Consider the following 14,914-nt stretch of genomic DNA (forward strand, 5'->3'; position numbering starts at 1 on the left):
CTTCATGGACACCTTTGCTCTGGTCGTGACCATCGGGGTCGCGCTCTTCTTCACGTACACCAACGGCTTCCACGACTCGGCGAACGCGATCGCCACGTCCGTCTCGACGCGGGCGCTGACACCGAAGGCCGCGCTGGCCATGGCGGCGGTGATGAACCTCGCCGGTGCCTTCATGGGGTCCGGCGTCGCCAAGACCGTCAGCGAGGGGCTGATCCAGACACCGGTCGGGTCGAAGGGGATGGGCATCCTCTTCGCCGCGCTGGTGGGGGCGATCGTCTGGAACCTGATCACCTGGTACTTCGGTCTGCCGTCCTCCTCCTCGCACGCGCTGTTCGGCGGCATGGTCGGGGCGGCGCTGGCCGGGGGGACGACCGTCTACTGGCACGGGGTGCTGGAGAAGGTCGTCATCCCGATGTTCGTGTCCCCGATAGTCGGGATGCTGGCCGGCTATCTCGTGATGACCGCGATCCTGTGGATATTCAGGAAGGCGAACCCGCACAAGGCCAAGCGCGGGTTCCGCATCGCGCAGACCGTCTCGGCGGCCGGGATGGCCCTGGGGCACGGTCTGCAGGACGCGCAGAAGACGATGGGCATCGTGGTGATGGCCCTCGTCATCGCGGATGTCGAGGACTACGGCGACCCGATCCCGGTGTGGGTGAAGGTCGCCTGTGCGGTGATGCTGTCGCTGGGGACGTACGCCGGCGGGTGGCGGATCATGCGGACGCTGGGGCGGAAGATCATCGAGCTGGATCCGCCGCAGGGCTTCGCGGCGGAGACCACGGGCGCGTCGATCATGTTCACCACGGCGTTCCTGTTCAAGGCGCCGATCTCCACCACCCATGTGATCACGTCGGCGATCATGGGCGTCGGCGCGACGAAGCGCGTGAACGCCGTGCGGTGGGGCGTCGCCAAGAACATCATTCTCGGCTGGTTCATCACGATGCCGGCTGCCGCGCTGGTGGCCGCCGCGTCGTTCGGGATCGTGAACCTGGCGTTCCTGTAGCCGACCCGGCTGCCATCCCGTACGCGAACGGGCCCGCCCCTGATCTCAGGGGCGGGCCCTTTTCGGCCTCGCGGTGGCACCGCCATGCAGCACCGCGAGGAGTCGGCGGGGGTCCGGATCAGCCGAAGCGGCCGGAGATGTAGTCCTCCGTGGCCTGGACCGCCGGGTTGGAGAAGATGCGCTCCGTGTCGTCGATCTCGACGAGCTTGCCGGGCTGGCCGACCGCCGCGAGGTTGAAGAAGGCCGTGCGGTCGGAGACCCGGGCCGCCTGCTGCATGTTGTGCGTCACGATGACGATCGTGAAGCGCTCCTTCAGCTCGCCGATCAGGTCCTCGATGGCGAGGGTGGAGATCGGGTCGAGCGCCGAGCAGGGCTCGTCCATGAGCAGGACGTTCGGCTCCACCGCGATCGCCCGCGCGATGCACAGACGCTGCTGCTGGCCGCCCGACAGGCCCGAGCCGGGCTTGTTCAGGCGGTCCTTGACCTCGTTCCAGAGGTTCGCGCCCTTGAGCGACCGCTCGACGATGTCCGACAGCTCGCTCTTCTTGTAGTTGCCGTTGAGCCGCAGCCCCGCCGCCACGTTGTCGAAGATCGACATCGTCGGGAACGGGTTCGGGCGCTGGAACACCATGCCGACCTCGCGGCGGACCGACACCGGGTCGATGCCCGTGCCGTAGAGGTCCTCGTCGTCGAGCAGCACCTTGCCCTCGACCCGGCCGCCCGAGGTCACCTCGTGCATCCGGTTCAGGGTGCGCAGGAACGTCGACTTGCCGCAGCCGGAGGGGCCGATGAACGCCGTCACCGAGCGCGGCTCGACGGTCATCGAGATGTCCTCGATCGCTTTGTGGGAGCCGTAGTAGGCGGTCAGTCCGCTTACGTCGATTCGCTTGGCCATGACTACTTCACTTCCAAAAAGTCTGGGGGTCGCTGTGTGGCCCCGCGCGGCGGTAGCCGCAAATTGACGCTTCAGCGACCGGTCTTCGGGGCCTTCCAGCGGGCGATCGCGCGGGCCGCCAGGTTCAGGACCATGATGAACGCGATGAGCGTCAGGGCCGCCGCCCAGGCCCGGTCGTACGCCGCGCCGTAGCCACCGCTGTTGGCGTACTGCAGGTAGATGTACATCGGCAGCGAGGCCTGCGGGTCCTGGAAGGGGTTGGCGTTGATGAAGTTCGTACCCCAGACCAGCAGCAGCACGGGAGCGGTCTCCCCGGTGATGCGCGCGATCGCGAGCATCACGCCGGTGGTGATGCCGCCGAAGGACGTCGGAATGACGACCTTCAGGATGGTGCGCCACTTCGGCACGCCCAGCGCCAGCGACGCCTCGCGCAGCTCGTTCGGGACGAGCTTGAGCATCTCCTCCGTGGAGCGGACGACCACCGGGATCATCAGGATGCACAGGGCCAGCGAGCCGGCGAAGCCGGAAGGGCCCAGGTCGAACATCAGGACGATGCTGAGGATGAACAGACCCGCGACGATCGACGGGATTCCCGTCATGACGTCGACGAAGAAGGTGACGGCCTGGGCGAGCCTGCCGCGCCCGTACTCGACGAGGTAGACCGCGGTCAGCACACCGACGGGCACGGAGAGCAGGGTGGCGATGCCCACTTGCTCCAGCGTGCCGAGGATGGCGTGGTAGATGCCGCCGCCGGGCTCGGTGTCGGCGATCACACCCATCGAGTGGGTGAGGAAGTACATGTCGAGGACCTTGACACCGCGCTTCACGGTCTCCCAGATCAGGGAGATCAGCGGGATGACGGCGAGGAGGAACGCGACCCACACCATGCTGGTCGCCGTCCGGTCCTTGGCCTGCCGCTTGCCCTCGACGCGCGCGGAGATGACGTACGACCCGAGGACGAAGAGGGCCGCGGCGATCAGGGCCCACTGGATGTCGCTGTGCAGCCCGGCCGCTGTGCTGATGCCGAGGCCGAGCGCGATCGAGCCGGCGGCGACCGCCCAGGCGAACCACTTGGGCAGTCTGGCGCCCTGCAGGGTGCTCGGGTGCTTGGCCGGCTTGTCGGCGAGACGTGCGTTGCTCATGCGTTGGCCCCCGAGTACTCCTTGCGGCGGGCGATGATCAGGCGGGCCGCGCCGTTGACCAGCAGTGTGATGACGAAGAGCACGAGACCGGACGCGATCAGCGCGTCCCGGCCCAGCTCGGTGGCCTCGTTGAACTTGCTGGCGATGTTCTGGGCGAAGGTGCCACCGCCCGGGTTGAGCAGGCTGGTGGTGATGTCGAAGGTCGGCGAGAGCACCATCGCGACGGCCATGGTCTCGCCGAGCGCGCGGCCGAGGCCGAGCATCGAGGCGGAGATGACGCCGGAGCGGCCGAAGGGCAGGACGGCCATGCGGATGACCTCCCAGCGCGTGGCGCCGAGGGCGAGGGCCGCCTCTTCGATCATCTGCGGGGCCTGGCGGAAGACCTCGCGGCTCACGTTGGTGATGATCGGCAGGATCATGATCGCGAGCAGGATGCCGACGGCGAACAGGGAGCGGGCGGCGCCCTCGTTCCACTGGAAGATGCCGGTCCAGCCGAGGTAGTCGTCGAGCCAGCCGTAGAGCCCGTCCAGGTGCGGCACGAGGACGAGGGCGCCCCACAGGCCGTAGACGATGGACGGCACCGCGGCGAGCAGATCGACCACGTACGCGATGGGCCCGCCGAGCTTGCGCGGGGCGTAGTGCGTGATGAACAGGGCGATGCCGACCGCGATCGGCACCGCGATCACCATGGCGATGACCGACGACACGACGGTGCCGAAGGCGAGGACCGCGATGCCGAAGACGGGCGGGTCACCGCTGGGGTTCCACTCGAAGGTGGTGAAGAAGTTGGCCTCGTCCTTGCTGATCGCGAGGACGGCGCGATAGGTCAGGAAGGCCGCGATGGCGGCCATGATCACCAGCACGAGGATGCCGGACCCGCGGGAGAGCCCGACGAAGATCCGGTCTCCGGGGCGGGTGGCACCGCGCGCGGCGCGTTTCTGCTCGGCCTCGGGGGGCGTTGGAGGTGCGCTGGGGTTCTGGGTGGCAATGTCCATCAGGTTCTCCGGTCTGCGGAGCCGTCCCGTTTCGAACGGCTCCTGGCGGCGGTGCACCGGACGGTGCGGCCCAGCCCCGGTCGGGGCTGGGCCGCACACTCAGGTCAGCTGAGGCCGTTGATGGTCTCGCGGACCTTGGTGATGACCTCATCGGGCATCGGGGCGTAGTCGGCGTCCTCCAGCAGACCCTGGCCGTCCTCGGAGGCCATGAAGCCGAGGAAGGACTTGACCGAGGGCAGGGTTTCGGCCTTGTTGCCCTTGTCGCAGACGATCTCGTAGGTCACCAGCGTGATCGGGTAGGCGCCCTCGGCCTTGGTCGCGTAGTCGAGCTCAAGGGCGAGGTCCTTGCCGGTGCCGACCTGCTTGGCCGCGGCGATGGCCCTGGTGGCGTTGTCCAGGGTGGCCTCGACCGGCTTGGGGGCGCCCGTGTCGATGCTGACCGTCTGGATGCCGTCCTTGGCGTAGGAGAGCTCGAAGTACGAGATCGCACCGTTGGTCTGGTTCACCTGCTGTGCCAGGCCGGAGGAGCCCTGTGCGGACTGGCCGCCCTTGGCCTCCCAGGCCTTGCCCGGCTCGTACTTCCAGTCACTCGGCGCGGCGGCCTTCAGGTACTTGGTGAAGTTGTCCGTGGTGCCGGACTCGTCGGAGCGGTGGAAGGCCTGGATCTTGAGGTCGGGCAGCTTGGCGTCGGGGTTGAGCTCCGCGATCGCCGGGTCGTTCCAGTTGGTGATCTTGCTGTCGAAGATCTTGGCGAGGGTGGGCGCGTCCAGGACGAGGTTGTCCACGCCCGGGACCTTGTAGCCGACGGCGACCGGGCCGCCGACCATCGGCAGGTCGATGGCCTGGCCACCGGAGCAGACCTTCTTGGACTTCTCGACCTCGTCGGGCTTCAGCGCGGAGTCCGAGCCGGCGAAGGCGGTCTGACCCTGCAGGAACGCGGTGATACCCGCGCCCGAGCCGGTCGGGTTGTAGTTGACCTGCACGCTCCTGCAGGCCGCGGTGTACTGCTTGACCCAGGCGTCGATCGCGTTCTTCTGTGCGGTGGAGCCCGACGCCTGCAACTGGCCCTTGGCATCGTCACACTTGATGTTGCCCGGCGCGGCGGCGTTGGAGGAGCCACCGTCCGTGTTGCCACCAGTCTCGTCGGAGCCGCACGCCGTGAGGGCCAGGGCGCCGGAGACGGCGAGAGCACCGAGAGCGAGGGCCCGCCGGTTCATGCGCTGAAGCTTCACTTGAGTTCCTTCCAGGTGCCGCCTTCCTGATCGGCGGCGTGCGAAGTCTGGGTGATACGGACGCGCCGAGCAGGCGCGGCTCGCATCCGGTACGGCCGAAATTAGGCACATCAGGTGAAGCCGCCGATGGCCACACATGAACGACGGGTGAACCCCTGCCTAAGGTGTGGTGAGGTCACGGATTGCTCACGAGAAGGGCATGTGGCGATTCCGCTTGTCGCGTGTGCCGCCCGCGGACGGCGGCGGACGGCGGTGGACGGTCTCAGTCCGGTCCGCCGGCCGGCCGCGGCCCGTGCAGCACCGCGAGCAGCGCGTCGACCAGGGGGCGGTCATGGGGCTGCGTCAGGCGGGCGCGGGCCGCGGCCGGTGCCAGCCACAGCACCCGGTCCACCTCGTCCGTCGGCACGAAAGTGCAGGCCAGCGCCTCGGCGGCCCAGTAGCGGACCTGCTTGGGGCGGCCGTTCGCCAGGTAGCGCAGGGTGGGCAGTTCGGCGCCCGGCAGGGCCCGGCAGCCCGTCTCCTCCGCCACCTCGCGCAGGGCACCGGCGAGCGGCTCCTCGGCGCGCTTCAGTTTGCCCTTCGGCCAGGACCAGTCGTCGTATTTCGGCCGGTGGACGAGACAGAGTTCCGGCTCGCCGGTGCCGGGGGAGCGGCGCCACAGGACGCAGCCCGCGGCCTGAACGGTGGTGTCCTCGGGTGAGCTCACCTGGTGTTCACCGCCTTCTGGGTGCCGTGCGGTCATGACGCGCTGACGGTCTCCTTCTGCCAGGCCTGCTGGAACGCGAAACGCGCCGCCTCCACCTCGTGCCGCTGGTCGGCGTGGAGCACCCCGAGGGCGTAGGCCGTGGCCGGGGCGATCCGGGGGGTACGGGCAGCCTGGGCCGCCGCGGCCGCCGCCTCCGAGGCGTCGCGGTGCCGGTTCAGGGCCTGGCCGGCGGAGAGCAGGCGCAGGTCGACGACGGCGTTGCCCTTGGGGCCGCTGACGGCTTCGCGGGCATAGCGGTGCAGGCGCAGCAGCAGGCGGACCTGGTGCCACGGGGCGTCCTGCGGGTGCGTATGGGTGTCCGGGGCCAGTCCGTGGACCAGGGCCGCGGCGTTGTACGGGTGTCCCGCGGTGACGAGGGGGAGGGCGGTCACGGCGTCGCCGAGGCGGTCCTGGGCGGCGGCGGCGAGGGGGCGGAGGTCGGTTTCGGCGGCGGTGGTGGCGAGGGGGACCTCGCTGGCCAGGACGGCGACCTTGTCCGCGACGGCGTGGAAGCGGCTGGAACCGAGGGCTTGCAGGGTCGTGGAGTGGGCCCGGGTGCGGGCGAGGGTGAGCTGGCGGTCGAGGAGAGCGCCGGCTTTCGCCGCTCCCACGGTCAGGTTGCCGCGTTCCGGTGCCGAGGCCGCCCCGGTGGCGCGACCGCCCGCGGCCGGGGCGGTCGCCTGGGAGGGGAACGCCGTGGAGCCCGACAAGCGGTGCAGGGCCGTCAGCAGGCGTTCCAGGCGGGCCGTGTACGCGTGTTCCATGGCCAGCGTGCCCGACACCCACGCCAGTTCCGGGCGCATGTTCTCGCACCAGTCGGTGTCGAGGAGGGACTGGAAGGTGTGCAGGCCGGCGCTGATGCGGCGGGCCGAGCGGCGCAGGGCGCGGGCCGCTTCGGCGGACCCCTCCGAGCCGCTCGCCCCCGACCCCGTCTCCCGGTGCAGGCGCAGCGCTCGGAGGAACTCCGTGGCCTGGGTCCGCAGATAGCCCGCGAGGACGTCCCCGGTGGGAGCGGGCCCGGCGTGCCCGGACCGGGGATCCGTCGGGTCAAGGTGTTGCTTTGCCACGCCGGCGCCTCCGGGCGTCTATGAGCATCTCCTGGACGTTGCGCAGGGGCTGGCCGTCCGCGTCGGTCGCATGCCGGGTCCAGTCGCCGTCCGGGCCGAGGTGCCAGGAGGCGGTGGAGTCGGACATGCCGGTCTCCAGCAGCCGGTTCAGGGCCGCCCGGTGGGCCGGGTCGGTCACCCGGACCAGCGCCTCTATCCGGCGGTCGAGGTTGCGGTGCATCATGTCGGCGCTGCCGAACCACAGCTCGGGTTCACCGCCGTTGCCGAAGGCGAACACCCGCGAGTGCTCCAGGAAGCGGCCGAGGATCGAACGGACCCGGATGTTCTCCGACAGGCCCGCGACGCCCGGGCGCAGCGCGCAGATGCCGCGCACCCACACGTCCACCGGCACGCCCGCCTGGGACGCGCGGTAGCAGGCGTCGATGATCGCCTCGTCGACCATCGAGTTGACCTTGATGCGGACGTACGCCGGCCGTCCGGCGCGGTGGTGCTGGATCTCCTTGGTGATCCGCGAGACCAGACCGTCGCGCAGCGACTTGGGCGCCACGAGGAGGCGGCGGTAGGTCTCGCGGCGGGAGTAGCCGGACAGGCGGTTGAAGAGGTCCGAGAGGTCCGCGCCGACCTGGGGGTCGGCCGTGAGCAGGCCGAGGTCCTCGTAGAGGCGGGCCGTCTTCGGGTGGTAGTTGCCGGTGCCGACGTGGCTGTAGCGGCGGAGCGTCTCGCCCTCCTGGCGGACCACCAGCGACAGCTTGCAGTGGGTCTTCAGGCCGACCAGGCCGTAGACCACGTGGCAGCCGGCCTCCTCCAGCTTGCGGGCCCACTTGATGTTGGCGTGCTCGTCGAAGCGGGCCTTGATCTCGACCAGGACCAGGACCTGCTTGCCGGACTCGGCGGCCTCGATGAGCGCGTCGACTATCGGGGAGTCGCCCGAGGTCCGGTACAGGGTCTGCTTGATGGCGAGGACGGCCGGGTCACCGGCGGCCTGCTCCAGGAAGGCCTGGACGGAGGTGGAGAACGAGTCGTACGGGTGGTGCAGCAGGACGTCCCGCTCGCGCAGGGCGGCGAAGATGTCCGGCGCGGACGCCGACTCGACCTCGGCGAGGTCGCGGTGGGTGCCGGCGACGAACTTGCGGTACTTCAGCTCGGGCCGGTCCAGGGAGGCGATCCGGAACAGGCCCGTGAGGTCCAGCGGGCCCGGCAGCGGGTAGACCTCGGCCTCGCCGATCTTCAGCTCGCGCACCAGCAGGTCCAGGACCTCGCGGTCGATGGACTCCTCGACCTCCAGGCGCACCGGCGGGCCGAAGCGGCGCCGCATGAGCTCCTTCTCCAGGGCCTGGAGCAGGTTCTCGGCGTCGTCCTCCTCGACCTCCAGGTCCTCGTTCCTGGTGAGGCGGAAGGCGTGGTGCTCCAGCACCTCCATGCCCGGGAACAGCTCCTCCAGGTGGGCGGCGATGACGTCCTCGATGGGGACGTAGCGGCCCGGGGAGCTCTCCAGGAACCGGGACAGCAGCGGCGGCACCTTGACGCGGGCGAAGTGCTTGTGGCCCGTGACCGGGTTCCGCACGACGACGGCCAGGTTCAGGGACAGGCCGGAGATGTACGGGAAGGGGTGCGCCGGGTCGACCGCGAGCGGGGTCAGGACGGGGAAGATCTGGTGCCGGAACAGGGTGAACAGGCGGGCCTGCTCCTTCTCCTGCAGCTCGTTCCAGCGGACCAGGTGGATGCCCTCCTCCGCGAGTGCGGGGGCGACGTCCTCGTGGTAGCAGGCGGCGTGCCGGGCCATGAGCTCGCGGGAGCGGGCCCAGATCATCTCGAGCACCTCGCGCGGCTGGAGGCCGGAGGCGGAGCGGGTGGCCACGCCGGTGGCGATGCGGCGCTTCAGGCCGGCGACCCGGACCATGAAGAACTCGTCCAGGTTGCTGGCGAAGATCGCGAGGAAGTTGGCCCGCTCCAGCAGGGGCGTGTTCGGGTCCTCGGCGAGTTCGAGCACGCGCTCGTTGAACGCGAGCCAGCTGCGCTCCCGGTCGAGGAATCGGCCCTGCGGCAGCTGGGGTCCGTCGTACGGCGACTCCTCGTACGCGTCGAGGTCGGCGTCGATGTCGGGTTCGAGGTCGGAGACGGCCGCCGCGATGGTGTGCGGGCGGTGGGCTGCTATGGAGCCCACGGAGGGCTGCGCGTGCTGGACCTGTGCCTGGGTGTTCGGCTGGCTCATGGACCCATTCTTTCGCGCCGCGAGCATCACGGGCGCGTCGGAAAGCGCGGGAGGGAGCGGGGGTGTCACATGAGTGCTCCCGTTCCCCGCGGGCCCCTCTGGCGGAGGCGAAGGCTCGGGCACAACGGGATTCATTGGCCGAGCGTCGCAAGCTCGTCTGAATCAAAGGTTACGGAGACATGGCGTGCGGGATAGCGGGGGGCGGCTCGCGGGGGTGCGGAGGGGCCTCGCCGCGGACCGGTGGCCGTCCACAGGCTGTGGAGAATTCCGGGATCGGCGTGCGACGGTCCGCGCGTCCATCCCCCCGTGGACGGACGCGCGGACCGGGTTCAGGGCAGGCGGCGGGTCGGGAGCAGGAAGGCGGTGGCCGTCGCGGTGGCGGCCGCGGCCAGGAGCAGGCCGGTCTCCACGTGCTGCAGGGCCACCAGTGACAGGACGAGGGCCGTGCGGTGCGTCCGCGTGACCTCGCGGAGCAGGCCGCCCGGGCGTGAGCCGGGGCGGGTGCCGGGCGTGGCCGCCGTGCCGAGGGCGGTCATACGGCGGCTCCCGTGCGGCGCCGCAGCAGGACGAACGCGGCTGTTGTCGTCAGGGCGGCGACGGCCAGCACGATGCCGGTCTCCACGAGCTGCAGGGGCCAGAAGTGGGAGGCCGGGTGCTCGTGCATCAGCACGGGCGTCCCGGGCTTCAGCGGCCACAGGTGAGGGCGCGCCTCGTCCAGCACGTGGACCAGGGACGACACGGCCAGGACCGCCACGCCGAGAGCGGGCAGCGCGCGGCGCAGCAGCACGCCGGCCAGGACGCCGAGGGCCAGGGCGGCCAGGGTGTAGGCGGTGGCGAGGGTGCCGTTGGCCTCGAAGACGCTGTCGTCGTGCCACTCGTGCCAGCCCATGACGACCATGAGGCGGCCGTCCGACGACCACAGCGCGCGGTGCAGCAGGGTGATCGCGAGCGTGCCCGGCACCAGCAGCAGGGCCGGGACGGCCAGCTTGGCGGCCAGCCAGTGGGCCGGGGTGACCGACTGGGTCCAGGCCAGCCGGGCGGTGCCGTCCTCCAGCTCACGTCCGACGAGCGCGCCGCCCGCTAATTGAGTAGTGAAAGGTGATGGAAGGGGCCCGGGAAGTCAAGCCCGCTCGCGTGAACCGTTCGAGCCGGGCCGTCCGATGAGGAGACGTGAGCGAGACGAGAAGCGACGGGGAGCTGCTGCGGGCCATCGCCGCGGACGCCGACCGGCGAGCCTTCGAAGAGCTGTACCGGCGGCACGCGCCGTGGCTCCGGGCCCGGCTGCGGGGGCGGTGCGCCGACGTGGGCGTCGTCGACGACGTCGTCCAGGAGACCTTCCTCGCGGTGTGGCGGGGCACGGCCCGCTACCGGGAGGGCCACTCCGCGGACGCGGCCGGGTGGCTGTGGCGCATCGGGTCGCGGCGGCTGGTGGACGCCCTGCGGGGCGACGGGGCGCGGGGGCGGCTGCGGCAGGCCCTGGCGCGGCTCCGGCACCGCGACGAGGTGTCGGCGGAGGAGCGCGTGCTCGCGGGAGTGGAGCACGGGGACCTCGCCGGGGCGCTGGTCCGGCTGTCGCCGGAGTTGCGGGCGGTGCTGCAGGTGACGGTCATCGACGGGCTGACGACCCGCGAGGCGGCCGTACTGCTGGGGATTCCGCCGGGGACGGTCAAGACGCGGGCGATGCGGGCCCGCAAGCAGCTGCGGGAGGCGTTGGCATGAGCTGGGACGTTCGGAAACGGCTGCGGCCCGCCCGCACGCGGCGGCCGGAGGTGACCTCATGAGCTGGCACGTGCCTGAAGAGGACCTGCGCGCATACGCGCGGGCGGAGCTGGCGGCACCCGCCGTGTGGTCCGCCGACGCGCACCTGACCGCCTGCGCCCGGTGCCGGGGTGTGCTCGCCGAGGTGAGTGACCCCGCCGTGCTCGACGCGGGCTGGGAGCGGCTCGACGCCGAACTCGACGCGCCCCGGACGGGAGTGCTGGAGGGGCTGCTCGTGCGGGTCGGGGTGGCCGGGCACACCGCCCGGCTGCTGGCGGCGGCGCCGGTGCTGCGGCGGTCCTGGCTGGGGGCCGTCGTCGTCGTGCTGCTGCTGAGCGTCGGGGCCGGGCACGCCGTGCGGAACGGGGAGTTCCCCATGCTGTTCCTCGCTCTCGCGCCGCTGCTGCCGCTGGCGGGGGTGGCGCTGTCGTACGGGCCCGCGCTGGATCCCACGTACGAGATGGCCGTGGTCGCCCCGATGCACGGGTTCCGGCTGCTGATGATCCGGACGGTGGCCGTGCTGGGTGTGGTGCTCGGGCTGAACGGGCTGGCGACGCTCGCGCTGCCCGCGTACGGGCTGCGGGCGCTGGCCTGGCTGCTGCCCTCGCTCGCGCTCACCGCGACCGGGCTGGCGCTGACGCCCCGGCTGGGGCCGGTGCTCGCGCCGTCGCTGGTCGGCGGGGCCTGGGCCGGGCTGCTGGTGCTGGCCGAGGCGCTGCGGGCGGGGCCCGAGGTGCCGCTCGCGCCGTTCACCGCCGCCGGGCAGGGCGTGGCGGCGCTGGTCGCCGCGCTCGCCGCCGGGCTGCTCTTCCTCCTCCGTGACCGATTCGACCTCTTCCAGGGACGTGCCGTATGACTCCGACCGTGTCCGCCTCCGGGCTCAGCCTCCGCTACGGCGGCACCCACGCCCTCGACGACGTGTCGCTGCGGCTGACCGCCGGTGTCACCGGGCTGCTCGGCCCCAACGGCGCCGGCAAGACCACGCTGCTGCGGGTGCTCGCCACGGCCCTGCCCGCCGACCGGGGGGCCTTCACCGTGCTCGGGCACGACCCGGGCACCGCCCGCGGCCGGCAGGAAGTGCGGCGCCGGCTGGGCTATCTGCCGCAGACGCCGGGCTTCCACCCGGACTTCACCGCCTTCGAGTTCGTCGACTACGTGGCGATCCTGAAGGAGATGACCGGCCGGGGCGCCCGGCACCGGGAGGTACGGCGGGTGCTCGACGAGGTCGGCCTGGCGGAGGTGCGGGGCAAGCGGATCCGCAAGCTGTCCGGGGGAATGCGGCAGCGAGTCGCCCTCGGGGCCGCCCTGGTCGGTGACCCCGGGTTCCTGGTCCTGGACGAGCCGACCGTGGGGCTGGACCCCGAACAGCGCATGCGGTTCCGGGAGTTGATCGCCGGAGCCGGGGAGGGGCGGACGGTGCTGTTGTCCACCCATCAGACGGAGGACGTGGCGATGCTCTGCCACCGCGTGGTGGTCTTGGCCGGCGGGCAGGTGCGGTTCGAGGGCACTCCGGCCGAGCTGACCGCGCGGGCCGCGGGGCGCGTGTGGAGCAGCACCGAGCGGGACCCGGCCGCCAAGGCGGGGTGGCGCACCGGGACCGGGACCTTCCGGAACGTGGGGGACCCGCCGCCCGGCGCCGAGCTGCTGGAACCCACCCTGGAGGACGGCTACCTGCTCACGCTCGACAGCACCGGAGCGGAGGTGGCCGCATGACCGCCGTGGTGGAGAAGCCGCTCGTGTCCGGGACGCGGGACGAGCCGGGCGGGCTCTGGAAGGCCGTGTTCGCCCTGGCCCTGTTCGAGTCACGCCGGCTGCTGACCCGGATTCCGGTGCTCCTCGCCTTCGCCCTGTACCTCGGCTGGACCGTGTGGCGCGCCGGCAGGGACTGGGGCGGCTACCCGGCACTCCAGGACGCCGACCGCGCCACCCAGAGCGCTCCCATGCTGGTCGGCCTCGCGGTCCTGCTGTCCGCCAACCACGCCGCGCTGCGCTCCCGACGGCACGGCACGGATCGGCACTTCGCCGTGCTGGTGCTCCCGCCGTGGCGCCGGACGGTCGCCCACGCGCTGTCGGTCGTGGCCGCGGCCCTGCTCACCGCCGTGTGCGTGGCCGGGCAGTTCGGCCGGGAGGCGCTCCGCCCCGGTGCGATCGGGCACGGCTCGGTGGGCGAGCTGCTCGTGGGTCCCCTGACGGTGCTGTTGTGCGGGCTGCTCGGGCTGCTGGCGGCCGCTCTGGTGAGGTCGGCTCTGGCCGCCCCGCTGATGATCGTGTTCTGCCTGTTCGCGTTCATGTTCCTCTCCGGTGCGGGAACGGGGGACGGCTGGGAGCAGTGGCTCATGCCGGCCGTCGGCGAGGGGACCAGCAACACCCTGCCCTCCGACCTGATGGGCCGGCCCGCCGCCTGGCACGCCCTGTACCTGGCCGGGCTGGCGCTCAGCCTCGGGCTGCTGGCGGTGCTCGTGGCCGGCGGCCGCAAGCCGGTCGTCCTCGCCAGTGCCGCCGGGGCGCTGGCCATGACTGTGGTGGGCGGAGTGGCCCAGTCGGCGGGCGAGTCCCCCGAGTTGGTCAAGGCGCGCGAACGCGCCACGGTGCACCCCGAGCAGGTGCAGTCCTGCGCCCGGCGGGACGGGTCGATGTACTGCGCGTTCTCCGAGTGGGGGCCGCGGGTCGGCGACTGGGCCACGGTGGTGGAACGCGTCCGGTCCCTGGCCGGGGGCAGCGCCCGCGAGCAGGGCGTCGTCGTACGGCAACGGGTCGAGGCGCGCTACGGCCTCTCCAGTGACTCCGCTCTGGATCCGCTGAAGCGCCCGCACGAGGTGACGGTGGGCACCCGGTGGGGCGGCAACCGCGCCCCCGAGTTCTCGGCCGCCGTGGCCGGTGTGCTGATCGCGGGCGACGAGGAGGCCGCGACCTCGATCTGCGACGGCCGCATCGTGCCCCTCATGTGGCTGGCCGTGGGCTGGGAGTCCGACCCTCTCGGCGCGCTGCGCCGCGTCCGGCTCGACGACAGCGTCACCGGCTCCGCCGTGGTGCTCCAGCCCACCAACGGGCTGTACATGACCGAGGCGCAGACCGAGGTGTTGCGCGCGCTGCTCGCCCTGCCCCGCGGTGAGGCCGGTGCGCGGGTCAAGGACCGGTGGGACGAACTCACCACACCGAAGATCACCGCGGCCCGGGCCGCCGGGCTGCTGGGCGTCCCCGCACCCGAGGGGGAGGACAAGTGCTTCGACTGACGCGGGAACTGGTGCTCGCCGTCCACCGGACGCTGCCCTGGGGCGCGGTCGCCGCGGCAGGCGGAACGGGACTGCTGCTCGCCGCGCTGACCCGGACCGGCGAGAGCGCGGAAGGGCTCTCCCTGTACCTGCTGCGGGCCGCGATCCTCGCCTTCGCGGTGGGCCTGGCCTTCCTCCTGGACGACCCGGCCCGGCACACCACGGCCGCCGTGCCGACGCCGCGTCCGGTCCGTGTCGCCCTGCGCGTCGCCCTGGCCGTTCCGGCCGCGGCGGCCTGGTGGACGGTGGCCCTGCTGCTCGTGCCGCCGCGCGTGCGGCCCCCGGTCGGTGACATCACGCTGGAGGCCGGGGCCGCCTTCGTCCTGGCGGTGACCGGCGCGGCGGCCGCAGTGCGCTTCAGCGAGGTGGCCCGGCCCGGACTGCCGGTCGCGGGCGGGCTGTTGACCACAGCCGTCCTGGCCATGCTGTTCTGGCCCCGCCGCTGGGCCCTGTTCGTGCCGGTGCAGGACGAGCGGTGGGCGGCGGCCCACGACCGGTGGGCCGTGGTGCTGGCCGGGGCCGTGATCCTGGGAGTGGTGAGTGCGGTGGAGCCGGTGCGGCGGCGGGCCCGGCTCTAGCGGGTGCCGGGTACA

Annotated in this window: 14 protein-coding genes and 1 pseudogene; 6 read left to right on the forward strand and 9 right to left on the reverse strand. The window is 71.9% G+C overall.

The genetic code is table 11. From position 1 onward, the window contains the following. Positions 1-4 precede the first annotated feature (4 nt). The gene (locus ACZ5TL_RS35440; protein WP_468594894.1) at positions 5-1,003 is read left to right on the forward strand and encodes an inorganic phosphate transporter; all 999 of its coding nucleotides are present in this window, start codon (positions 5-7) and stop codon (positions 1,001-1,003) included. Positions 1,004-1,121: 118 nt separating this feature from the next. Here ACZ5TL_RS35440 and pstB read toward each other — a convergent pair whose 3' ends face one another. From pstB to ACZ5TL_RS35485, 9 genes and pseudogenes are all read right to left on the reverse strand, one after another. Beyond that, on the reverse strand, positions 1,122-1,898 hold the full coding sequence (pstB, locus tag ACZ5TL_RS35445) for a phosphate ABC transporter ATP-binding protein PstB (protein WP_468594895.1): 777 nt from the start codon (positions 1,896-1,898) through the stop codon (positions 1,122-1,124). Between the two features lie 71 nt (positions 1,899-1,969). Then, positions 1,970-3,040 carry a phosphate ABC transporter permease PstA gene (gene pstA / locus ACZ5TL_RS35450; protein ID WP_468594896.1) on the reverse strand — a complete coding sequence of 357 codons (1,071 nt, stop codon included), beginning with the start codon at positions 3,038-3,040 and terminating at the stop codon, positions 1,970-1,972. After that, complete coding sequence (gene pstC / locus ACZ5TL_RS35455) at positions 3,037-4,035, reverse strand: phosphate ABC transporter permease subunit PstC (protein ID WP_468594897.1); 999 nt, start codon at positions 4,033-4,035, stop codon at positions 3,037-3,039. Before pstC ends, pstA begins: the two co-directional genes overlap by 4 nt. A 104-nt stretch (positions 4,036-4,139) precedes the next feature. Then, complete coding sequence (gene pstS, locus ACZ5TL_RS35460) at positions 4,140-5,267, reverse strand: phosphate ABC transporter substrate-binding protein PstS (protein ID WP_468594898.1); 1,128 nt, start codon at positions 5,265-5,267, stop codon at positions 4,140-4,142. Positions 5,268-5,529: 262 nt separating this feature from the next. After that, positions 5,530-6,009, reverse strand: a complete 480-nt coding sequence (locus tag ACZ5TL_RS35465; RefSeq protein WP_468594899.1) for an NUDIX hydrolase — start codon at positions 6,007-6,009, stop codon at positions 5,530-5,532. Next, the gene (locus ACZ5TL_RS35470; protein ID WP_468594900.1) at positions 6,006-7,079 is read right to left on the reverse strand and encodes a CHAD domain-containing protein; all 1,074 of its coding nucleotides are present in this window, start codon (positions 7,077-7,079) and stop codon (positions 6,006-6,008) included. The genes ACZ5TL_RS35465 and ACZ5TL_RS35470 overlap by 4 nt, the downstream gene beginning before the upstream one ends. Next, positions 7,060-9,291 (reverse strand): RNA degradosome polyphosphate kinase, encoded by a 2,232-nt coding sequence (locus ACZ5TL_RS35475; RefSeq protein WP_468594901.1) that lies wholly within the window; start codon positions 9,289-9,291, stop codon positions 7,060-7,062. Before ACZ5TL_RS35475 ends, ACZ5TL_RS35470 begins: the two co-directional genes overlap by 20 nt. Positions 9,292-9,620: 329 nt before the next feature. Beyond that, on the reverse strand, positions 9,621-9,827 hold the full coding sequence (locus ACZ5TL_RS35480) for a hypothetical protein (protein WP_468594902.1): 207 nt from the start codon (positions 9,825-9,827) through the stop codon (positions 9,621-9,623). After that, positions 9,824-10,372 (reverse strand): annotated as a pseudogene (locus ACZ5TL_RS35485) (ABC transporter permease); the annotation flags it as partial. The gene ACZ5TL_RS35480 and the pseudogene ACZ5TL_RS35485, both read right to left, overlap by 4 nt. 89 nt (positions 10,373-10,461) lie before the next feature. Here ACZ5TL_RS35485 and ACZ5TL_RS35490 point away from each other — a divergent pair. The 5 genes from ACZ5TL_RS35490 to ACZ5TL_RS35510 are packed head-to-tail and all read left to right on the forward strand — an operon-like array spanning position 10,462 to position 14,899. Further along, on the forward strand, positions 10,462-11,010 hold the full coding sequence (locus tag ACZ5TL_RS35490; protein ID WP_468594903.1) for an RNA polymerase sigma factor: 549 nt from the start codon (positions 10,462-10,464) through the stop codon (positions 11,008-11,010). 58 nt (positions 11,011-11,068) lie between these two features. Further along, complete coding sequence (locus ACZ5TL_RS35495; protein ID WP_468594904.1) at positions 11,069-11,905, forward strand: zf-HC2 domain-containing protein; 837 nt, start codon at positions 11,069-11,071, stop codon at positions 11,903-11,905. Then, positions 11,902-12,762, forward strand: a complete 861-nt coding sequence (locus ACZ5TL_RS35500; RefSeq protein ID WP_468594905.1) for an ABC transporter ATP-binding protein — start codon at positions 11,902-11,904, stop codon at positions 12,760-12,762. The genes ACZ5TL_RS35495 and ACZ5TL_RS35500 overlap by 4 nt, the downstream gene beginning before the upstream one ends. Continuing rightward, positions 12,759-14,282 carry an ABC transporter permease gene (locus tag ACZ5TL_RS35505; protein ID WP_468594906.1) on the forward strand — a complete coding sequence of 508 codons (1,524 nt, stop codon included), beginning with the start codon at positions 12,759-12,761 and terminating at the stop codon, positions 14,280-14,282. The genes ACZ5TL_RS35500 and ACZ5TL_RS35505 overlap by 4 nt, the downstream gene beginning before the upstream one ends. Next, complete coding sequence (locus ACZ5TL_RS35510; protein ID WP_468594907.1) at positions 14,270-14,899, forward strand: ABC transporter; 630 nt, start codon at positions 14,270-14,272, stop codon at positions 14,897-14,899. Before ACZ5TL_RS35505 ends, ACZ5TL_RS35510 begins: the two co-directional genes overlap by 13 nt. Positions 14,900-14,914 lie beyond the last annotated feature (15 nt).

Source organism: Streptomyces sp. NPDC033136 (assembly GCF_055578235.1).